The organism is Lutimonas halocynthiae (assembly GCF_030409835.1).
GTDB lineage: Bacteria > Bacteroidota > Bacteroidia > Flavobacteriales > Flavobacteriaceae > Lutimonas > Lutimonas halocynthiae.
This window is the reverse complement of sequence record NZ_JAUFQO010000004.1, coordinates 520,589-541,579: the sequence shown is the minus strand read 5'-3', so window position 1 is coordinate 541,579 and position 20,991 is coordinate 520,589. Positions and strand designations below refer to the sequence as shown.

The following is a 20,991-nucleotide window of genomic DNA, read 5'->3' as shown; positions in this document are numbered from 1 at the left end:
AAGAATGGAAACAATGCTAACAATAGACCAAAGAAACGCTGTGCTGCTTAGTATGGCAAGATTGGTTGATGAAGAAAAAGAAAGCATTTTACAGGCCAATGCATTGGATATGGAGGCATTTGATAAGAATGACTTAGCCATGTATGATCGATTAAAGGTGGATGAGGAGAAAATTGAGGGCATGGTGCTGTCACTTGAACAATTGGAGAGTCAGGACGACCCCGTTGGAGTAGAAAGATTTCATTTTACACACGATAACGGCCTAGAGATATATAATAAAACGGCATCATTTGGAACGATCATGATTATTTATGAATCGAGACCTGATGTGACTATTGAAGCGGGAGGAATAGCTTTTAAGTCAGGTAATAAAATTTTACTTAAAGGAGGTAAAGAATCTTTGAATTCAAATCTTTCTATAGTTGCCTTATGGCATAGGGCATTAGCTGAAAACAATTGTAGTTCAGATTGGGTCACTTATTTAAACTATAATCGAGAGAAAACGAGAGAATTTTTAAGAAAACCCGATCAAAAAATAGATTTGATTATTCCGAGAGGAGGTGAGAAATTAATTGCCTTCGTCAAGGAGCACGCTAATTGCCCGGTGATTGTTAGTGGCAGAGGAAATAATTTTGTCTATGTAGCGCGAGACGCTGATAAAGCAAAGGCACTTGACATCATTATCAATGCCAAAACGGCAAAAATTTCAGCCTGTAATGCTTTGGATAAGGTGCTTATTGATACTGCGTTGCCTGGATATGAATTATTTGTAAAGGAATTAATCGAGAAACTGAATGCGGAAAAGGTGACTGTTTTAGCCTCAGGAGATCTGTCAAAATTCGAAGGCGTTGATGCAAACCAGGATGAATCCTTATGGTTTAAGGAGTTTTTAGATTATAAGATTTTAATGGGAAGTATAGATTCGCTATCCGAAGCAATTAACATGATCAATACCTATGGAGGAGGTCATTCGGCATCAATTGTTTCTGAGAATACAAAGGAAGTTGACTACTTTTTAAGTGCAGTTGATGCAGCTGCAGTGTATCATAATGCATCGACAAGGTTTACAGATGGTTTTCAATTCGGACTTGGAGGTGAATTGGCAATTAGTACAGATAAATTACATCAAAGAGGGCCTATTGGTCTTCAACATTTGGTGACTAACAAATGGTATGTATACGGGAATGGACAAATCAGATAAGAAAAGAGTACTTCTAAAAATAGGAACCAATACTTTGACAAAAGAGACTAATCAAATCTCTAGAGGAAAAATTGAAGATATAGGCAGGCAAATATCTGAACTAAAAGATAGCCATGATTTTATTATTGTTAGTTCAGGTGCCATCGCAGTGGCGAAACAATTTGTAAAATTGGAATCGAGTGGTAAAGAAATCAATGTGAAGCAGGCTTTGGCTGCTATTGGTCAGCCGCATCTTATGCGTATCTTTCAGGAGAGTTTTAGAGAATTAGGTTTGTTGACCTCTCAGTGTTTGCTTTCTTATGCTGATTTTAAGAGAGATAAATCAAAGGAAAATATTTATAACACAATCAACGTGCTCCTAGACAATTCTTATATCCCAATCATTAATGAGAATGATACCGTGGCAACGGAAGAAATTCAATTTGGAGATAATGATAAATTGGCGGCGCTCACCGGGGCACTTATGGAAGTTGACCTGGTAATTATCGCAACCAACACTGATGGAATCTATACAAAAGAGAGTATAGGTGAAAAAGTTAAATCGACTATTCGAACTGTGACAGATTTGAAGGCTTTGGAGAAAGAAGTAATTGATGGGAAATCTTCTCAGGGAACCGGCGGTATGCAGTCAAAGATTGAAGCGGCTGAAATACTAAAAAAAGAGCAAATAGAAACTTGGATTGTAAATGGTATAGGAGATAATTTTATTCTCAATGCCATGAATGAGCAAATAGCATTTACTAAAATTTTAAATAGTTAATCATGAATTATGTATCGGTGAAGGATATAGATTCCATAGATAAGTGGGTAAAAGAGGCCAGAGAATTAAAACAAAGCCCTTTTAAACATCAAAGCTTGGGAACCAATAAGACAATTGGTTTATTGTTTTTTAACCCAAGTTTAAGAACAAGACTTAGTACCCAAAAGGCGGCTCAGAATCTTGGCATGACCACGATGGTAATGAATTTTGACAAAGAAGGTTGGGCGCTGGAATATGAAGATGGTATTCGAATGGATCAGGGCAAGTCAGAACATATTAAAGAAGCTGCTCAGGTGATCTCTCAATTTTGTGACATTATTGCCATAAGGGCTTTTGCTTCTCTTGAAGATAAGGAGAAAGACAAGGCAGAAATTGTATTGAATGGATTTAAAAAACACGCTTCGGTTCCTATTGTAAATATGGAAAGTTCTGTCGGGCATCCGCTACAGGCACTTGCAGATGCCATAACGCTGGATGAGCAAATGGAATCTTTAATGGGAAGAAAACCAAAAGTAGTCCTTTCGTGGGCTCCGCATCCTAAGGCTTTACCGCATGCTGTAGCCAATTCTTTTGTTGAAATGATGCAGCAACAAGACGCTGACTTTGTGATTACACATCCCAAAGGTTATGAGTTGGATGCTGAAATTGTAGATGATAGCCAAATAGAATACGATCAGGACAAAGCATTTATAGGTGCTGATTTTATTTACACCAAAAATTGGAGCTCATTTGATGATTATGGTCAGGTGCTCCATCAAGATCTTTCATGGACCATCAGTAAAGAAAAAATGGCTTTGACCAATTCGGCTAAGTTTATGCACTGTCTCCCGGTAAGGAGAAATGTTGTTGTATCAGACGCTGTTTTGGATAGTGAAAATTCATTGGTGATCGAGCAAGCCAATAACCGAACTTTTTCAGCCCAATTAGTATTGAAAAAGATATTAGAGAATCTTAATAAGTAGTATGTAGACTATGAAAAAGCATCTTAGCATTATAAAAATTGGAGGGAATGTGATCAACAGCGAGACTGAGCTTGATTCTTTTCTTGCTGATTTTGCCCAATTGCAAGGTTTGAAGATATTAGTACACGGAGGTGGCAGAAAGGCTACAGAAATTGCAGATTCCATGGGTCTTGAACCCAAAATGATTGGTGGTCGGCGTGTTACTGATCAGGCAAATTTAGAAGTGGTTACGATGGTTTACGCAGGTTTACTTAATAAAAGTATTGTCGCAAAACTTCAGTCAAAAGCATGCAATGCTTTAGGTTTGTCAGGCGCAGATGCCAATGTGATTAAAGCCCATAAAAGAATCGTAAAAGAAATAGACTATGGTTTTGCCGGAGACATAGACGAAGTGGAGAGCAAAACAATTTCACTTTTTTTAAATGCTGGTATTACACCTGTTTTTTCTGCTATCACGCATAATAAACAAGGTCAGTTATTGAATACCAATGCTGATACCATTGCAGCGGAAGTAGCAAAAGGCTTATCTGCTGATTTTGAAGTTGAACTGATTTATTGTTTTGAAAAAAATGGTGTTCTCAAAGATGTGGAGGACGATGCATCGGTAATTGAAAATATTAACAGCGAAACGTATGCGTTCCTGAAAAGTGAAGGAGTCATAAACGAAGGAATGTTGCCAAAACTTGAAAATTGTTTTAATTCGCTGCAAAATGGGGTTGACAGGGTGATTATTGGTAAAACGGAGTTAATTAGAGACAGAACTATAAAACATACAATGCTTACATTATGATAACTGACTTGAGCAAAAAAGCAAAACAGTTGTTGATTGATTTGATTAACACGCCTTCTTTTTCAGGTGAAGAAGAGGGTACTGCAAGCCTGATAGAAGAATTTCTAAAGGTTGAGGATATCGTTTATCAAAGAGATCAACACAATATCTGGGCCTTGAATGAAGATTTTGATGATTCGAAACCCAGTATTTTATTGAATTCACATCATGATACTGTCAAACCTAATAAGGGTTATACCAGAAATCCTCATAAGTGTGAGATAGAAGAAGGTAAAATATTTGGATTGGGGTCTAACGATGCAGGAGGGTGTTTGGTATCACTTATAGCCACTTTTAAGCATTTCTACAAGCAAAAAGGGCTCAAGTATAATTTGATACTTTTAGCTTCGGCTGAGGAAGAAAATTCAGGTAATAAAGGTATTCGTTCAATGATACCCAAGTTGCCCGAGATAGATTTTGCTATTATTGGGGAGCCTACACTCATGCAATTGGCCATTGCCGAAAAAGGATTGCTTGTACTTGATTGTTATGCCCATGGAACCGCAGGTCATGCAGCGCATTCAAGAGGCGATAATTCGATTTACAAGGCGATGAAAGCCATCAAATGGTTTGAAAGTTTTAAATTTCCAAAAGTATCGGAAACATTACACGACACTAAAATGACAGTTACTCAGATTGAGGCAGGGAATCAGCACAATGTAGTGCCATCAACATGTCATTTTGTAGTAGATGTCAGGGTTAATGATCTTTATTCAAACAAAGAAGTATTAGATCTTGTAAAAGAACATGTAGAAGTCGAGGTCAAAGAAAGATCACTTAATTTGAACTCATCATCTATTCCAAAAGACCACGGGGTTGTTTTAGCCGGTATGGCTCTTGGGAGAGAAGTTTATGGATCACCAACACTATCTGATCAATCAAACCTCAGTTGCCCTTCGCTAAAATTAGGGCCTGGTGACTCCTTGAGGTCTCATACGGCAGATGAATTTATTTATGAAAATGAGATAGATGAAGGCATCGATCTATATATTAAAATTTTAAAAGGAATATTATAGTTTCGTGAGAAACAAGAAAAATAAGGATTTATGAAATTATGGGATAAGGGATTTAGTACTGACAAGAAAATAGATTTGTTCACCGTTGGCAATGACAGGGAGCTTGATTTGGTTCTCGCAAAATACGATGTAATTGGTTCTTTGGCGCATGCTAAAATGCTCCATAAAATTGGTTTACTATCTGCCGATGAAATGAAGCTGGTTGAAAAGGAATTAGTTTCAATTATATCATTAATTCAGCAAGGTGATTTTATCATTGAAGAATCATTTGAAGATGTGCATTCAAAAGTAGAGTATATGCTTACTGAAAAGTTGGGTGACACAGGTAAAAAAATACATACAGCCCGTTCCAGAAATGATCAGGTCTTGGTGGATGTCCATTTGTATTTAAGAGATGAAATTAAAGAAATCAGGGGATTGATCACCGGGTTTTTTGATCTTTTGATGGAGTTGTCAGAATCCTATAAAAACAACTTGTTACCAGGTTACACCCATTTTCAGGTAGCCATGCCCTCTTCTTTTGGGATGTGGTTTTCTGCTTATGCCGAAAGTTTGATCGATGATATATACATGCTGAATGCCGCTTATCGCGTTGTGGATCAAAATCCATTGGGCTCAGCTGCTGGCTACGGCAGTTCTTTTCCGATAGATCGTGACTTTACTACAAAAGAGATGGGGTTTTGTGAGTTAAAAGTAAATTCTGTTGCGGCACAAATGAGCAGGGGTAAAACGGAACGAAATGTTGCTTTTGCAATGAGTTCTATAGCTGGTACGCTTTCAAAATTTGCCATGGATATTTGCTTGTATATGAGTCAGAATTTTGGATTTGTTTCTTTTCCAGATGAGTTAACAACCGGATCGAGTATCATGCCGCACAAAAAGAACCCTGATGTTTTTGAACTCATAAGAGGGAAATGTAATAAGATTCAGGCACTTCCTTTTGAGCTAACCTTGATTATCAATAACCTTCCAAGTGGTTATCACAGGGATTTGCAATTATTAAAGGAAGGCTTAATACCATCTATTCAAGCGCTAAAATCATGTTTGGAAATGTTTACATTTTCATTGAGTAATATTCAGGTAAATAAGCATATAGTAGACCAAAAGATTTATGACTACTTGTTTACTGTTGAAGAGGTTAATAAACTTGTTCAGGATGGTGTTCCATTTAGAGATGCTTACAAAATTGTTGGTGGAAAAGTAGGAGACGGAAGTTTTATGCCGAATAAGGATGTTGTGCATACACACATAGGTAGTGTTGGGAATTTATCTTTGGATAGAATAAAAGCCAAGATGAAAAAAGCAAACGCCCATAATTCGTAAATAATTGAGAAGTTAAAAATGAAATGGAACGTAGACCTTTATAATGAAAAACACGGTTTTGTCCATCAGTATGGTTCCCAGCTGATTGATTTACTCAATCCCAAATCAGGAGAACTAATCCTTGATTTAGGTTGCGGGTCAGGGCAGTTGACTTCTAAGATTTCGGAGTCGGCATCGGTAATTGGAATCGACAGTTCTGAAGAAATGATCAAAGCCTCTCGGGAATTGTTTCCTGGAATAGATTTTTATCAGATGAATGCCGATTCATTTTCGTTCGATCAGCCCTTTGACGCTATTTTTTCAAATGCTGTTTTGCACTGGGTAAAAGACCAAAAGGCGGCAACGGCTAATATGTTCAATCACTTGAAGCCAGGAGGAAGGCTGGTAGTTGAATTCGGAGGGTATGGAAATGTTGCCACTATTGTTGATGCCTTAAAAGTGAGTTTGAAAAATCATGGATTTATTAAAAATGCCGTTTTAGAAAGATGGTATTTCCCGAGAATAAGTGAATACACTTCTCTTTTGGAAGATGCTGGTTTTGAAGTGAACCTCGCGCAACTTTACGACAGGCCCACGCTTTTAGAGAGTAAAAATGAAGGGATAAAAGATTGGATTGAAATGTTTGGAACTCATTTTTTCCATGGAATCGACACAAAAGATAAGGCTGCTATCTTAACTGAAGTGCAAGACAAGGTCAGGTCAACATGTTATAAAGATGGGCAATGGTATGCAGATTATCGCAGAATAAGAATTATGGCTATCAAAAAATAGGGTCAACCTGTCAAGGCCTCTTTCAAGGCTTTTGCCTTTAAAAGGCATTCCTCATATTCATTTTCTATAACTGATAGAGAAGTAATGGCGCTGCCAACTGAGAAGGAGGCATACTTTTTTGAAGCATTGTAAAGTATGCTTCTGATTACTACATTAAAATCAAAATTACCCTCCGGACTAAAATAGCCAACGGCCCCTGAATAAAGACCTCTTTTTGTAAGTTCTTCTTCTTCAATAATTTCCATAGCAGAAATTTTAGGCGCACCCGTCATACTGCCCATAGGAAATAAATTCTTGATAATGTCAACGTCATTATCATCCTTGTCTACGGTGCAAACAACAGTAGAAATGAGTTGATGAACTTGCTTAAAGGAATATACTTTACATAATTCTTCAACATGCACACTCCCCTTTACTGCGTTCTTAGAAAGATCGTTTCTTATCAAATCAACGATCATGATATTTTCAGCTCTTTCTTTGGGGTCATTTACCAACGATTGAGCAAGTTGTTTGTCTGCTGTTTTATCGCTTAATCGTCGCGCTGTGCCTTTTATTGGTTGCACAATGATCTTGTTATTTTGTTTTTTAACAAATCTTTCGGGAGAGGCGCACAGCAAGAACTTATCGCTGAGTTTGACATAGCTGGCAAATGGTGCCTGAGAAATTCGATTTAGTTTTTGATAGACATCAATAGTGTTGATTTCACAAGATTCAGCATAAAATTCCTGACAATAATTAACCTCGTAGATGTCTCCTCTATGAATGTGTTTTAAGACATTAGTGACTTTGTCAAAATAGTCTTTCTTAGAGAGTCTTGATGAAATTTGGCAATTTTTTGAAGGGGCATCCAATGCAATATTTGCTTGGCTGATTTCATGTATATCTTTTTCTAGCTCATCCTGATACGCTTCTAAATATAAAAATTCAACCGCACCATTTTTCCAAAGAAGCACCTTTTTTGGTTGAAAAAAACACATTTCAGGGAAATCCAAATGATCAGGGTTGGTTGAGCTTAGTTCTTCTGTGTCGTTTTTAAGATCATAACTGAGGTAGCCAAAAAGAAAATCTTTATGCTTTTGTTTAAAATGCTTGAGCTTGTCAAAAGCACCTTTTGAATCTGTAGAAAGAATGTCATGAGCTCCAATGGCCAGAATCGCTTCTATTTCACCGTACTTTTCCTGTTCAGCCTGGGTGTCTTTATTAGATTCCAGGAAGATTAATTCATCGAATTGTTGTGCCCACTGTAACGCGTGTTCCTTTGAAAGTTCGGATAGACCATTCGGTACAGTTTTTGAGATCCGGTTCACAGTTAAATGAAAGTTTTAATTTTATTGAAAAATATAGACTTTTTTGTCTACTTCTGATAATCTGAAATACCCGAATGCATAGTTCTCAGGATTTGATTGGTTTATGCAATTTCCTTTGATCTCAGCTGGAATCGTGCTAAACGGACCACCACTTTGTGATTGTTCTATCAGCAATTTTATGTAATTGTAATATGGTTCTGAAAGCCCTAGGAGAGAAATGTCTACAATATCTCCAGGTACAAATTCCATTTCTCCAGCATCTTCATCCTCTAATTTCTCGTAGAAGATAGACATTTTATTTCCATCTGTGAATTCATCTTTTACGTCAAACAGTGTTTGAAATGGATCTCCTCTCCGTTGAAATTTTGATAAATAATAATTATCAATACCCTCAGGATCTATAAATTCGATATTCACTTCTAAAGCTTCTTTATCAAATCCATTTTCTCTTGATTGATAAACTTCGGTGATGTCTGTAACGGGAGTCATGGTTTCTGAAGCGAGATAAAGTTCCTCATCATAGATTACCATGAGTGTATAGGATTGGCCCATAATAGGAACAAAAAGCTCAGTGGCATAATTGCCATTATTCAGATCAGTGAATACCACTTCTGATTGGTCGTTGTTATTAATTACTTTCACGCTTGCACCAGATACAGGTGTTTCAAGTAAATTGTCAAAATAAGGAGTAGACATACTCAACTTGATTACTTGTGAATTGCCTGGGGTCCCTTTTTCCCAGTCGAGAGATGCTTCTACTACAAGTCTGGGTGCAGCCTCGGGCACTTCAACATCGATTACGTCAGTACAAGACATAAAAAGAAGGCTGATTGCAAAACTTAGTTTTAAAATATAACTTTTCATTTGCCTAAAATTTAAAATTATACGTTACAGATGGAACAATACCAAAAATGGCTGTTCTTGTTGCTTCATTTAAGCCCGTTTCCCGATTTTGGGAAAAGGAAATAGAGGCCGCATTCCTGCGATTATAAATATTATAAATACCGAATACCCATTCTCCTTTCCATTTCTTATTTGGTTTTCCAGGAACGAGGATAGCCGATACATCTATTCTATGATAGGCAGGTAACCTGTCAGAATTTCTGTCAGAATAACTCGCTATCGATAAGCCTTCATATTCGTATTGCCCGTCAGGGTAGGTTACGGGCCTTCCAGTTTGGTAAATGATATTCGCAGAAAACCTCCATTTGTTGTTTAACCTATAAGTTCCTGTAAATGAAAAATCATGAGTTCTGTCATAGGGGGTATAATACCAATTACCATCATTAATCCCAGGACCACCAGCATTACCTCCAGGTGTGCGTTGTTCAGATTTTGACCAGGTATAGGCCAGCCATCCGGTAAAACTACCTTTCGTCTTGCGCAGTAAAAATTCAAGCCCATAAGCCTTAGATTCTCCATTTAGAATTTCAGTTTCTATGGTATTGTTTCCTATGAGATCAGAACCATCTATATAGTCGATCCTATTTTCAATATCCTTGTAATAAGCCTCTATCTCAATTGAGTAGTTGTTGTCTCTGAGTTTTCTAAAGTAGCCAACAGCATATTGGTTTGACAGCTGAGGTTCAATATAGGGTCCGCTTGGCGCCCATACGTCTAAGGGGGTCACTGAGGTTGTATTAGAGATCAGGTGGATGTATTGGGCAACTCTTGAATATCCTGCCTTGACAGAAGATGATTCGTTTAGCTGATACGAGAATGCCAATCGAGGTTCTAAGTTTCCAAATGAATTGATCACATCACCTTTCTCATAATCAGTTGCTCCTACAGGAGTTCCTCTCTCGTAGATTCCTAATACCTCATTGTAAACAACAGGTTGGTCATTTTCATAATTGACGATTGCCTGACCACCCAATCTGGCAAAGTCACTGTACCTTAAACCGTATTGCAGTGATAGCTTAGGAGAAATTCTGTGCTCAACACCTGCATATATCCCTCCTTCAATGGCGGTTTTTTGATCTAGTTTTAAATAATTTATCCCTGAGGTTTCAGAAGTTGGACTTATGATACCAGGGTTAAAAAGATAATGTATGCCATTGATACCAAAATCAAGTGTAATATCATTATTGATATAGTAACTAAGTGCATACTTCACATTATAGTTGTCAATTTGTGAGATCCAGTCAAATTCGAAAGCATTAATCTCTAATTGATAATCGTATTTACTGTAGTTAACAGATAGATTAGAAAATATTTTGTCATTAAAAACATGGTTCCATCTTAGGTTTCCAGAAGAGTTCCCATAAGAACTATTGAAATTTTCATTGAATTTAAACACATCACGACCAAAGTATCCTGAGAGAAACAATTGGTTATTTTCATTGATCTCAAAATTGGTTTTCAGGTTCAGATCATAAAAATAAGCGCTGTTATCTTTTAAATCCTCATCGAACTTCAGAAACAAATGTGCATATGAACCACGACCTGCTATCAAAAAAGAACTTCTATCCTTCACAATTGGTGCTTCAATAGCCAGCCTGCTTGAAACCGTTCCTATACCACCTGTCATCACGAATTTTTTACTATTGCCATCTTTTTGCCTTACGTCAAGCACTGAAGAGGCCCGCCCGCCAAATCTTGCCGGGATATTACCTTTGTATAATTTGATATCCTTTATGGCGTCTGAATTGAAAATGGAGAAAAAACCAAGTAAATGAGAAGTATTATAAATAATCGTTTCATCCAGAAGAACAAGGTTTTGATCTACTGAACCACCCCTTACATTAAAACCGCTTGAGCCTTCACCATTATTGGTAACACCAGGTAATAATTGAATGGATTTAATAATGTCTACTTCTCCTAATACTGCTGGCATTTGTTTTATCGTTGCAACATTAAGTTTTGAAACACTCATTTGTGGTTTTCGCAGGCTGATATCTTCAGAATCCTCCGTTTTTAGAACTATTTCGTTTAGTTGGGTGCTGCTTTCTGTGACCTCAATGTTGAGGTTTTGATCACTATTTAATTCGATCTCTTTTATGACGTCATCAAAACCCATATAAGAAACGACAATAGTGTAATTTCCTTCTGGAGCCGTTATGGAATAGAATCCATATTCGTTGGTTGTTGTGCCGATCGAGGAATCTAAAATAAAAACAGTTGCACCAAATAGGGTTTCGCCATTACTTTGGTCTTTTATAGTACCGCTGATAGAAAAATTGTTCTGAGACCACATCAGTGACGTAAACAATAGAAACAGGATAGGTAATTTATTCATATTTTTGGGGGTAGTAGGTGTGTTTTTTAACACCAATAAAATAATTACAACTCAGATCAATATTTCTAAAAAAAATTAACTGTGAAGTGCCCTTCCGTCAACTGCCAGACAAGCTTCCTTAATGGCCTCAGTAAAAGTTGGATGGGCATGAGACATTCTGGCCACATCTTCACTTGAAGCTCTGAATTCCATGGCAACCACGGCTTCAGCAATCATGTCAGCAGCTCTTGCTCCAATCATGTGCACACCAAGAATTTCATCAGTCTTAGCATCTGCTAATACTTTCACCAAACCATCAATATCCATACTGGCTCTTGCTCTTCCTAAAGCCCTCATTGGAAAACTTCCCATTTTATAATCAATACCAGCGTCCTTAAGTTGGGCTTCTGTCTTGCCAACCGAAGCCACTTCAGGCCAGGTATAAACAACACCTGGAATTAGGTTATAATCTATATGTGGTTTTTGGCCTGCTATAATTTCTGCAGCCATTGTACCTTCTTCTTCCGCTTTATGCGCAAGCATAGCCCCTCTGATAACATCTCCAATGGCATAAATATTCGGAATATTTGTTTGAAGGTGATCATTCACTTCAATCTGACCTCTATTGTTTGCCACGATACCCGCAGCATCAAGACCAAGACCATCTGTATAAGCGCTTCTACCTACTGAAACAAGGCAATAATCACCCTTTATTTCAACTTCGTTTCCTTTTTTATCATCTGCCAGCACGATTACTTCATTACCTTTTCTACTAACAGCTTTTACTTTGTGAGAAACATTGATCTTAAATTTTTGTTTTTTTAAGACCTTGGTTAGCTCTTTTGAAAGACCAGCATCCATTGTTGGAATGATACGGTCCATGTATTCAACTACAGTTACTTCGGCCCCTAATCTTTTATAAACCTGACCAAGCTCAAGACCAATTACGCCGCCACCGATTACAACCATATGTTTAGGGACTTCTTTCAATTTTAAAGCCTCAGTCGAGGTGATGATTCGTTCTTTGTCGAGCTCAATAAATGGAAGGTTAGAAGGCTTACTTCCTGTAGCAATAATTGTGTTTTTTGATTCGATTTCTTCAGCGCTTTTGTCTTCTTTACTAATCACAATATGTGTAGCATCTTTAAAACTTCCAAGCCCGTGAAAGACATCAATTTTGTTTTTCTTCATTAAGAAATCTATACCACCCGTAGTCTGGTCAACCACCGCTTGCTTTCTAGCAATCATTTTCTCTAAATTCACTTTGATTTCACCCGGAATTTCTATTCCATGCGTGTCAAAATGCTTTACGGCATCTTCATAATGATGAGAGGAATCAAGAAGCGCTTTACTTGGAATACAACCAACATTAAGGCAAGTGCCTCCAAGGGTGTTATATTTTTCAACTAAGGCAGTTTTTAAACCTAATTGCGCACATCTAATTGCAGCAACATATCCTCCAGGACCAGATCCAATTACGGTAACATCATATGATTTCATAAGCGGTTTTCGATTTTAATGCATGCAAAAATAAGATATTTCAATCTATATAAGAAAGGATTGATCCAATGATTTAAGAGATTTGTCGTTCTCATGAGAGCAATTGAAATATTACAAAACAAGCATGTTTTAAATAGGTTTTTATTATTCGAGTAAACCGGCTCGTTTCAATAAGGCATCGACACTAGGTTCTTTGCCTCTGAATTTTTTATAAAGCGCCATTGGTTTCTCAGTTCCACCCTTGCTTAGGATATTATTTTTGAATTTTGTCGCGGTTTCTTTGTCAAACAGACTACGCTCTTTAAACGCTTCAAAAGCATCTGCATCCAAGACTTCAGCCCATTTGTAACTATAATATCCAGCAGAATAGCCACCTTGAAAAATATGCGAAAAGGCAGTACTCATGCAATTCTCTTCAACATCCGGATATAATTGGGTGTCAGCAAAGGCTTCCTTTTCAAATTCTTTTACATTTTTAAGCTCGCTTGGATCATGAGCATGGTAAGCCATGTCAAGCATCCCAAAACTTAGTTGTCTTAGCGTTGCAATGCCTTCCAAAAAGTTTGAAGAATCTTTTATTTTTTGCACCAGGTCCATAGGAATCACTTCACCAGTCTGATAGTGTTTGGCAAATAATTCTAAGGCCTCTTTTTCATAACACCAGTTTTCTAAAATCTGACTTGGTAGCTCTACGAAATCCCAGTAAACATTAGTTCCAGACAAGTTGGGAAAAGTAGTATTAGCCAACATCCCGTGTAAAGCATGTCCGAATTCGTGAAATAAGGTAGTGACCTCGTTAAAAGTTAACAAAGAAGGCTTCGAGGTAGTTGGTTTAGTGAAATTACAAACGATAGAAATATGAGGTCGCGAATTGAGTTCTTCTACCTTCCATTGCGCTTTGTAACTCGTCATCCAAGCCCCATTTCTTTTTCCTTTTCTAGGGAAGAAATCAGCGTAAAAAAGCGCTACATACTCCCCATTTGAATCGGTGACCCTGTACGTTTTCACATCTTCGTGATATGTGTCAACATCAGTTATGGCTTCAAAATGCAGGTCATACAATTTTCCTGAAATATCAAAAACACCTTGTATGACATTCTCCAATTTAAAATAAGGCTTTAATTGCTCATCATCTAAGGCAAATAAGGCTTTTTTTAGTTTCTCGGCATAATAAGATCCGTCCCATTTTTCAACGGTATCAATGCCGTCTTTTTGGGCCATTTCTTTGATTAGTTCAAATTGTTTTATAGCTGCTGGTTTGGCTTTAGCTAATAGTTTATGAAGAAATTCTGTTACTTTTTCAGGTTCTTCAGCCATTCGTTCTTCCAATACATAATGAGCATGTGATTTATAACCGAGTAAATTTGCCCTTTGATGCCTTGTTTTAACAATGTCAATAACATTTTGTTGGTTGTCATGCTCATTGTTTTTCATAGCTCTAGAGCCAAAAACCTTGGCTAATTGCTCCCTCAATTTCCTATTATCTGCATAGGTCATAAAAGGGATATAGCTTGGATAATCTAAGGTAAAAACCCATCCCTCAATTTTTTTTTCATCTGCAAGCATTCTTGCCGCTTCTATAACTCCATCGGGTAAACCTGCAAGGTCGGCTTTATCATTTAAGACCAACTCAAAATCATTTGTTTCAGCCAGAACATTCTCACCAAATTTCAATCCTAGTTTGGATTTACTCATGTCGATTTCTCTCAAGATTTGTTTATCCCCTTCACTGAGATTTGAGCCATTTCTTATAAAGGCTTTATAATTCTTTTCAAGCAACATTTTTTCTTCAGCATTGAGATTGAATGAATCTCTGTTCTTATAAACTTTTTCAATTTTTTTGAATAAGGATACATTCAGTCGAATGTCATTGGAAAATTCGCTGAGCATAGGAGAAACCTGTTGGGCGATACCCTGTATTTCATCATTGGTTTCTGCTGCATTAAGGTTGAAAAATATACTTGAAATTCTGTTGAGTTTGTTGCCCGAAAATTCTAAAGGAACCAAGGTGTTTTCAAAACTGGCTTCTTCGTCATTAGATACAATCTGATCAATTTCAAGTTTCGCTTCTTTGATGGCTGCTTCAAATGCAGGTACAAAATATTCGTTTTTAATCTTTGAAAAAGGAGCTGATTCGTAAGGCGTATCGAAATTTTTCAGTAGTGGGTTGTTCATAATTATAAATTATTTGATACCCTTTGTAGGGCATTGAAAATTTGATTGTCAGTTAATAGCACTAAAAATAAGTGGGTAGAATTGATAGAGAAATCTATTTCTTTATTCCTTCAGAAGCTTTAATTACTTTCTCTTTTAGGCCTTCTTTATACGAGATAATTTTATTCTGAATTGTCTTATCTGCTGTGCCTATTATCTGTGCGGCAAGGATGCCTGCGTTTTTTGCACCGTCTAAGGCAACGGTTGCTACAGGTACACCTCCAGGCATTTGTAAAATAGAAAGAACCGAATCCCATCCGTCGATAGAATTTCTTGATTTTACCGGAACTCCAATGACTGGCAAAGGGCTCATCGAAGCGACCATTCCAGGTAAATGAGCAGCGCCACCGGCACCAGCTATAATTACGTGAATACCTCTTTTGTGTGCCTCAGTTGCATAGCTGTATAGTTTTTCAGGTGTACGATGCGCGGAAACAATATCAACCTCAGTTTCTATCTCAAAACTTTCTAGAATTTCGATTGCTTCTCGCATAATTGGTAGATCTGAATCGCTACCCATGATTATTCCAACCTTGGCCATAATATGTTTATTTATAAAACTTGTTGAATTCGACTGATAAAAATTGTATTTTTAAAGGCTAAAGGTAAGATAAAAAAGTGTTTTCATAGCAATGCAAATTCCATTATTTAATACAGTTCTATCCTGGATTTTAAAGAAGCGAAAGTATCAGGTTGATATGTTTTTGGACCATCCTGTAGAGGTACAAAACGAAGTTTTATACGAACTTCTTTCTGAAGCCAAACAGACCTCTGTTGGAAAAAAATACGGCTTCGAGGATATAAAAAATTACGCCTCTTTTGCAGAAAAAGTACCTATACAGCAGTATGAAAGTGTTGAGCCATTAATTGAGAGAAACAGGCGAGGAGAGCAGAATGTTTTTTGGCCTTCAAAAATTCAATGGTTTGCAAAATCCAGTGGAACTACTAATGCAAAAAGCAAATTTATCCCTGTAAGTGATGAGGCTATCGATGATTGTCATATGAAGGCAGGAAAAGATATGTTATGTCTCTTTATCAATAATAATGAAGACACTGAAATCTTTAAGGGAAAAGGCTTAAGACTTGGGGGGAGTTCGGCAATTTATGAAGACAATGATACTTTCTTTGGAGATTTATCAGCGATCATAATTGAAAATATGCCTTTCTGGGCAGATTTCAGCAGTGCTCCGAGTACGAAGACGGCTTTAATGAGTGAATGGGAAACCAAGATGGACGCGATTATAGCTGAAACAATCCAAGAAGACATTACGAGTTTAACAGGAGTGCCATCATGGATGCTTGTTCTTTTAAACAGGGTTTTGGAAGTTACAGGAAAAGATAATATCCTTCAGGTTTGGCCAAATCTGGAAGTGTATTTTCATGGTGGAGTGAATTTTAAGCCTTACAAAGAGCAATACGAAAGATTAATTCCCAAAAAGAGTTTTAGATATTACGAAACCTATAATGCATCAGAAGGATTTTTCGCAATACAAGACAGAAATAATAGCGATGAATTGCTGTTGATGCTAGATTACGGGATATTCTATGAGTTTATTCCAATGGATCAATACCAAGGAGAAGAGTCAGTAGCTATTCCGCTTGAGCAGGTAAAAAAAGGAGTGAATTATGCCTTGGTTATTTCTACGAATTCCGGGCTGTGGAGGTATTTGATTGGGGATACTATTAAATTCACCAATATTAAGCCCTATAGAATTAAGATTACTGGAAGAACCAAACATTTTATAAATGTTTTTGGAGAAGAATTAGTCATCGAAAACGCCGAAGACGCCCTAGAGGTTGCTTGCTCAAAGCACAATGCCACAGTTTTAGAGTTTACGGTTGCCCCCATTTTTATGGAAGCAGAAAATAGCGGTGGTCATGAATGGTTAATTGAGTTTAAAAAAGCTCCAGACGATGTTATAGATTTTGCTGAAACCCTTGATGAGGCCTTAAAAGAAATAAACTCTGACTATGAGGCGAAAAGGTATTTGAATTTGACTATTGCCATGCCGATAATACATCAGGCTCCTAAGGGTCTTTTTTATCAATGGTTAAAGAAGAATGATAAATTAGGAGGTCAACATAAAGTGCCCAGATTAAGTAATAAAAGATCTTATTTGGAAGAGCTGTTAGAATTGCGTCACAGTGAAGCTGGTTGAGTTATAATAACATCATTTGTAATCCATGCTTCACATAAGACCGGAAATTCACCGGTCAAATCTCCTGCCTCTTGAAATGCCTTGTAATCAATCCATATAAAGCCTTCATTGCCCCAGTTTTTACCCCATGAATTCACTACTTTAAATGCATTCCTGTCATCATCGTATCCAACCACCAGCATAGCGTGTCCACCATCAGAACTTTTAAATTTTCTATAGATGTATTCACCATTCTCATCTCTGGCTCCAAAATAGTTCCTGTCAATAGTTATTGCAATTACGACAGGCTGATCATTTAATAAGGAAGCTTTCGTATAGTCAAAAACCAGTTCTTCGTCGAAATAAAAATAATTTTCAATTTTGTTGGGCTCAGCTAAAACCTTTTGAAGATTATTAGGTTGTGTTTCACACTCATTATCATTATAGACCATAATATTCCATCCCACAATTCCTTGGCTTACAAGAGTGTCTAATGCTTGCTGTACAAATGATCCACCAGCACAATCTGTTACTTTAATCTGGTTGTAGATATACGCAGGGCTCATTTCAAAATTGGAATTGAAAATTCCATTTTGAACACTTTCATAATTTTCTTGATAGCTCTTTAAATAGTAACCTGTTGCCCAGGCAACACAAGATCCTTGTCTGCCTTGTGACCTCACCTCGGGTAAGTATTCTGAGATGTCATATTGGGTCGGTAAAATAAGGGTTGTATCTATTTCAATTTCTGCCATTTCAGCGTTTTGAGGTTCCGAATAACCATAACATGATCCGCCTCCAACTCCTAATTGATGAATATCGACATTCTCTACGTTTTCAATTACCGGGTCTCCTTCATCATCATTAGTATATTCTTGTCTGATACCTGTGTCAAGGTCAAAACTACTGTCACAAGAAAATAGAATGATTAAGAATAATAGGGGGATGATTTTTTTCATGAATAGTACTGATAAGTTCAATCCTAGAGCAGCAAAAGCTATGCCATTAATAATCTGGGCCTTATTTTTCGCGGTCTATAACATAGTTTACCATAGTCATCAAAGATTCTTTATATGAAGAATCAGGGTAGGTGTTTAAAATATTAATAGCCTCGGTCTGATAGGCTTTCATTTTTTGGATAGTGTATTCGATACCTCCATTTGATTTCACGAATTCAATTACTTCTTTTACCCTTGATTTATCCTTATTGTGATTTTTCACAGAATTGATAAGCCATTTTCGTTCTTTTTTAGAGCAATTGTTGAGGGTATAGATCAAAGGCAAAGTCATCTTTTGCTCTTTAATATCTATTCCGGTTGGTTTGCCAATTTTTTCTTCAGAATAATCAAACAAATCATCTTTAATTTGAAAGGCTATTCCAATCAGCTCACCAAATTTCCTCATTTTTTCTACCTCCTCTTTCGGAGCATCAACAGAGGTTGCGCCAATGGCAGTGCAGGCTGCAATAAGTGTCGCCGTCTTTTTACGGATAATTTCAAAATATACTGCTTCAGTTATATCCAGGCGTCTTGCTTTTTCAATTTGCAACAATTCTCCTTCGCTCATTTCTCTTACGGCGATTGAGATATGCTTTAAAATATCAAAATCATCATTGTCAATTGACATTAACAAACCTTTTGACAATAGATAATCACCTACCAACACAGCAATCTTGTTCTTCCAGAGCGCATTTAAAGAGAAAAAACCACGACGTCGGTTACTATCATCAACCACATCATCATGTACTAAAGTAGCAGTATGAATCAATTCAATAACAGAAGCTCCTCGATATGTACGTTCTTTGAACTCACCATTAGAAACCATTTTTGCGACGAGAAATACGAACATGGGCCGCATTTGTTTCCCTTTTCTTCTAACAATATAATGAGTGATTCTATTAAGTAGGGATACATTTGAAATCATGGAAGCTTTGAATTTTGTTTCAAAGAATTCCATTTCCTCAAGAATGGGAAGTTTTATATGTTCGACGGTCTTCAAAGGCTTTCCAATTTACAACAAAAAAATTATTTTTTTTGTTGAATTTTCGCCCATGAATCTCTCAATGCCACAGTTCTGTTAAATACTAGTTTTTCATTCGTTGAATCAGGGTCCACATTAAAATAGCCTAACCGCTGAAACTGAAAACTGTCTCCAGCTGTTGCTGTAGCCAGACTAGGCTCAATAAAAGCCTTGTCGATTTTTTTCAGGGATTCAGGATTCAAAAATTCTTTAAAATCCTTGTCTTTGTGTGCGTCAGGAGCCTCATCTGTGAACAATCTGTCATATAATCTAACCTCAGCTTCCAAAGCGTGATCAATAGAAACCCAGTGAATGGTTCCTTTTACTTTTCTTTGACTGGCTTCAGATCCGCTTCCGCTTTTTGAATCAGGATCATAGGTACAATGAATTTCAGTTATTTCGTCATTTTCATTTTTTACGACGTCGTTGGCCTGAATGATATATGCGTTTTTAAGCCTTACTTCTTTGCCTAATTTAAGTCTGAAGAATTTTTTATTGGCCACCTCTCTAAAATCTTCCCTTTCGATATAGATCTCTCTTGAAAAAGGAACTGTTCTAAATCCAGCATCTTCATCTTCAGGGTTGTTCTCAGCAGTTAGCATTTCTTCTTGCCCTTCAGGATAATTAGTGATGACCAGCTTTACAGGATCAAGCACTGCCATAACTCTTGGAGCAACTTTATTTAATTCTTGTCTTATATGAAATTCTAGTAAAGCTAAGTCTGTTACATTATCTCTTTTAGCAATTCCTGCGGTTTCACTGAAATCACGAATCGAAGTAGGAGTATAGCCACGTCTTCTCAAACCTGATATGGTTGGCATTCGCGGATCATCCCAGCCATTTACATGGCCTTCTTCAACTAACTGTAGCAATTTTCTTTTGCTCATTACAGTATAACTCAAATTTCTTCTGGCAAATTCTCTTTGTTTAGGCCTGACATCCTTCGCGTCATATACCTGATCTAAGAACCAATCGTATAATTCTCTATGATGTTTAAACTCTAAAGTACACAAGGAGTGAGAAATTTGTTCAATATAATCTGATTCTCCATGGGTCCAGTCATACATTGGATAGATCTTCCAAGACTCCCCGGTTCGGTGATGCGCTCTGTGCAGAATACGATACATTAAAGGATCCCGCATAAGCATGTTAGGAGAAGTCATGTCAATTTTTGCCCGCAAGACATGTGTTCCTTCATTGAAGTCTCCATTCTTCATTTTTTCAAATAAATCAAGATTCTCTTCAATACTTCTATTTCGAAAAGGACTATTGACCCCAGCTTGGGTAGGTGTGCCTTTTTGTTCAGCAATAAGTTTGCTATCCTGATCATCAACATAGGCTTTCCCATCTTTGATCATGCGTACGGCCCAATCATATAATTGCTGAAAATAATCAGAAGAATAAAGCACTTCGGCCCATTCAAAACCCAGCCATTCAATATCTTTTTGAATCGCATCTACATATTCCTGTTCTTCTTTTTCAGGATTTGTATCATCAAAGCGGAGGTTGACTGGTGCGCCATATTTGATGCCTAATCCAAAATTTAAACAGATTGATGCAGCGTGTCCTATATGTAAATATCCATTTGGTTCAGGTGGGAATCTGAATTTTAATTTGGACCTTTCCATACCTTTTGCAAGGTCTTCCTCAACGATTTGTTCCAAAAAATTGAGAGATTTTTTTATTTCTGACATACTTTCAAATAAATGAAAGGCAAAATTACGTAAAATTGCT

General features: G+C 37.1%; 17 protein-coding genes. 8 read left to right on the top strand and 9 right to left on the bottom strand.

Going from position 1 to position 20,991, the window contains the following annotated elements:
- Positions 1-4: 4 nt before the first annotated feature.
- Genes QWY87_RS08180 through QWY87_RS08150 form a run of 7 tightly spaced genes read left to right on the top strand, consistent with a single transcriptional unit; the run spans position 5 to position 6,862 of the window.
- A complete protein-coding gene (locus tag QWY87_RS08180) occupies positions 5-1,201 on the top strand; it encodes a glutamate-5-semialdehyde dehydrogenase (RefSeq protein ID WP_290290157.1) in 1,197 nt (398 codons plus the stop codon).
- Entirely contained in the window at positions 1,185-1,961 is a 777-nt protein-coding gene (gene proB / locus QWY87_RS08175; protein ID WP_290290156.1) for a glutamate 5-kinase, read from the top strand. Before QWY87_RS08180 ends, proB begins: the two co-directional genes overlap by 17 nt.
- Before the next feature lie 2 nt (positions 1,962-1,963).
- Complete coding sequence (locus QWY87_RS08170) at positions 1,964-2,923, top strand: N-acetylornithine carbamoyltransferase (RefSeq protein ID WP_290290155.1); 960 nt, start codon at positions 1,964-1,966, stop codon at positions 2,921-2,923.
- A gap of 10 nt (positions 2,924-2,933) precedes the next feature.
- Positions 2,934-3,713 (top strand): acetylglutamate kinase, encoded by a 780-nt coding sequence (argB, locus tag QWY87_RS08165; protein ID WP_290290154.1) that lies wholly within the window; start codon positions 2,934-2,936, stop codon positions 3,711-3,713.
- A complete protein-coding gene (locus QWY87_RS08160) occupies positions 3,710-4,768 on the top strand; it encodes a M20 family metallo-hydrolase (RefSeq protein WP_290290151.1) in 1,059 nt (352 codons plus the stop codon). Before argB ends, QWY87_RS08160 begins: the two co-directional genes overlap by 4 nt.
- Before the next feature lie 30 nt (positions 4,769-4,798).
- Positions 4,799-6,091, top strand: a complete 1,293-nt coding sequence (gene argH, locus QWY87_RS08155) for an argininosuccinate lyase (RefSeq protein WP_290290149.1) — start codon at positions 4,799-4,801, stop codon at positions 6,089-6,091.
- Between the two features lie 18 nt (positions 6,092-6,109).
- Positions 6,110-6,862, top strand: coding sequence for a class I SAM-dependent methyltransferase (locus QWY87_RS08150; RefSeq protein ID WP_290290147.1), 753 nt, complete (start codon positions 6,110-6,112; stop codon positions 6,860-6,862).
- 2 nt (positions 6,863-6,864) lie between these two features.
- Here QWY87_RS08150 and QWY87_RS08145 read toward each other — a convergent pair whose 3' ends face one another.
- The 6 genes from QWY87_RS08145 to purE form a co-directional block, all read right to left on the bottom strand.
- Positions 6,865-8,169, bottom strand: coding sequence for an anthranilate synthase component I family protein (locus tag QWY87_RS08145; RefSeq protein ID WP_290290145.1), 1,305 nt, complete (start codon positions 8,167-8,169; stop codon positions 6,865-6,867).
- A 21-nt stretch (positions 8,170-8,190) separates the two neighbouring features.
- Positions 8,191-9,033: a DUF4249 domain-containing protein gene (locus QWY87_RS08140; protein ID WP_290290143.1), complete on the bottom strand. Its 843-nt coding sequence runs from the start codon at positions 9,031-9,033 to the stop codon at positions 8,191-8,193.
- 4 nt (positions 9,034-9,037) lie between these two features.
- A complete protein-coding gene (locus tag QWY87_RS08135; protein ID WP_290290141.1) occupies positions 9,038-11,407 on the bottom strand; it encodes a TonB-dependent receptor in 2,370 nt (789 codons plus the stop codon).
- Between the two features lie 75 nt (positions 11,408-11,482).
- Positions 11,483-12,886 carry a dihydrolipoyl dehydrogenase gene (lpdA, locus tag QWY87_RS08130; protein WP_290290140.1) on the bottom strand — a complete coding sequence of 468 codons (1,404 nt, stop codon included), beginning with the start codon at positions 12,884-12,886 and terminating at the stop codon, positions 11,483-11,485.
- 144 nt (positions 12,887-13,030) lie between these two features.
- Positions 13,031-15,061, bottom strand: a complete 2,031-nt coding sequence (locus tag QWY87_RS08125) for a M3 family metallopeptidase (protein ID WP_290290139.1) — start codon at positions 15,059-15,061, stop codon at positions 13,031-13,033.
- Positions 15,062-15,155: 94 nt separating this feature from the next.
- Positions 15,156-15,641 (bottom strand): 5-(carboxyamino)imidazole ribonucleotide mutase, encoded by a 486-nt coding sequence (purE, locus tag QWY87_RS08120; protein WP_290290138.1) that lies wholly within the window; start codon positions 15,639-15,641, stop codon positions 15,156-15,158.
- 91 nt (positions 15,642-15,732) lie between these two features.
- On the opposite strand from purE, the gene QWY87_RS08115 reads away from it, so the two are divergent.
- Positions 15,733-17,259: a GH3 auxin-responsive promoter family protein gene (locus tag QWY87_RS08115; RefSeq protein ID WP_290290136.1), complete on the top strand. Its 1,527-nt coding sequence runs from the start codon at positions 15,733-15,735 to the stop codon at positions 17,257-17,259.
- Here the strand turns inward: QWY87_RS08115 and QWY87_RS08110 are convergent.
- From QWY87_RS08110 to QWY87_RS08100, 3 genes are all read right to left on the bottom strand, one after another.
- On the bottom strand, positions 17,241-18,197 hold the full coding sequence (locus tag QWY87_RS08110; protein ID WP_290290134.1) for a C1 family peptidase: 957 nt from the start codon (positions 18,195-18,197) through the stop codon (positions 17,241-17,243). The genes QWY87_RS08115 and QWY87_RS08110 overlap by 19 nt on opposite strands.
- 61 nt (positions 18,198-18,258) lie before the next feature.
- The gene (locus QWY87_RS08105; protein WP_290290132.1) at positions 18,259-19,236 is read right to left on the bottom strand and encodes a polyprenyl synthetase family protein; all 978 of its coding nucleotides are present in this window, start codon (positions 19,234-19,236) and stop codon (positions 18,259-18,261) included.
- A gap of 26 nt (positions 19,237-19,262) precedes the next feature.
- Positions 19,263-20,951 (bottom strand): glutamine--tRNA ligase/YqeY domain fusion protein, encoded by a 1,689-nt coding sequence (locus tag QWY87_RS08100; protein ID WP_290290130.1) that lies wholly within the window; start codon positions 20,949-20,951, stop codon positions 19,263-19,265.
- Positions 20,952-20,991: the final 40 nt, after the last annotated feature.

What these genes read in the sequence shown, in the direction of transcription:
- QWY87_RS08180 (WP_290290157.1), top strand. Translation starts at nt 5, where the DNA reads ATGGAAACAATGCTAACAATAGACCAAAGAAACGCTGTGCTGCTTAGT.
- proB (WP_290290156.1), top strand. Translation starts at nt 1,185, where the DNA reads ATGGACAAATCAGATAAGAAAAGAGTACTTCTAAAAATAGGAACCAAT.
- QWY87_RS08170 (WP_290290155.1), top strand. Translation starts at nt 1,964, where the DNA reads ATGAATTATGTATCGGTGAAGGATATAGATTCCATAGATAAGTGGGTA.
- argB (WP_290290154.1), top strand. Translation starts at nt 2,934, where the DNA reads ATGAAAAAGCATCTTAGCATTATAAAAATTGGAGGGAATGTGATCAAC.
- QWY87_RS08160 (WP_290290151.1), top strand. Translation starts at nt 3,710, where the DNA reads ATGATAACTGACTTGAGCAAAAAAGCAAAACAGTTGTTGATTGATTTG.
- argH (WP_290290149.1), top strand. Translation starts at nt 4,799, where the DNA reads ATGAAATTATGGGATAAGGGATTTAGTACTGACAAGAAAATAGATTTG.
- QWY87_RS08150 (WP_290290147.1), top strand. Translation starts at nt 6,110, where the DNA reads ATGAAATGGAACGTAGACCTTTATAATGAAAAACACGGTTTTGTCCAT.
- QWY87_RS08140 (WP_290290143.1), bottom strand. Translation starts at nt 9,033, where the DNA reads ATGAAAAGTTATATTTTAAAACTAAGTTTTGCAATCAGCCTTCTTTTT.
- QWY87_RS08135 (WP_290290141.1), bottom strand. Translation starts at nt 11,407, where the DNA reads ATGAATAAATTACCTATCCTGTTTCTATTGTTTACGTCACTGATGTGG.
- lpdA (WP_290290140.1), bottom strand. Translation starts at nt 12,886, where the DNA reads ATGAAATCATATGATGTTACCGTAATTGGATCTGGTCCTGGAGGATAT.
- QWY87_RS08125 (WP_290290139.1), bottom strand. Translation starts at nt 15,061, where the DNA reads ATGAACAACCCACTACTGAAAAATTTCGATACGCCTTACGAATCAGCT.
- purE (WP_290290138.1), bottom strand. Translation starts at nt 15,641, where the DNA reads ATGGCCAAGGTTGGAATAATCATGGGTAGCGATTCAGATCTACCAATT.
- QWY87_RS08115 (WP_290290136.1), top strand. Translation starts at nt 15,733, where the DNA reads ATGCAAATTCCATTATTTAATACAGTTCTATCCTGGATTTTAAAGAAG.
- QWY87_RS08110 (WP_290290134.1), bottom strand. Translation starts at nt 18,197, where the DNA reads ATGAAAAAAATCATCCCCCTATTATTCTTAATCATTCTATTTTCTTGT.
- QWY87_RS08100 (WP_290290130.1), bottom strand. Translation starts at nt 20,951, where the DNA reads ATGTCAGAAATAAAAAAATCTCTCAATTTTTTGGAACAAATCGTTGAG.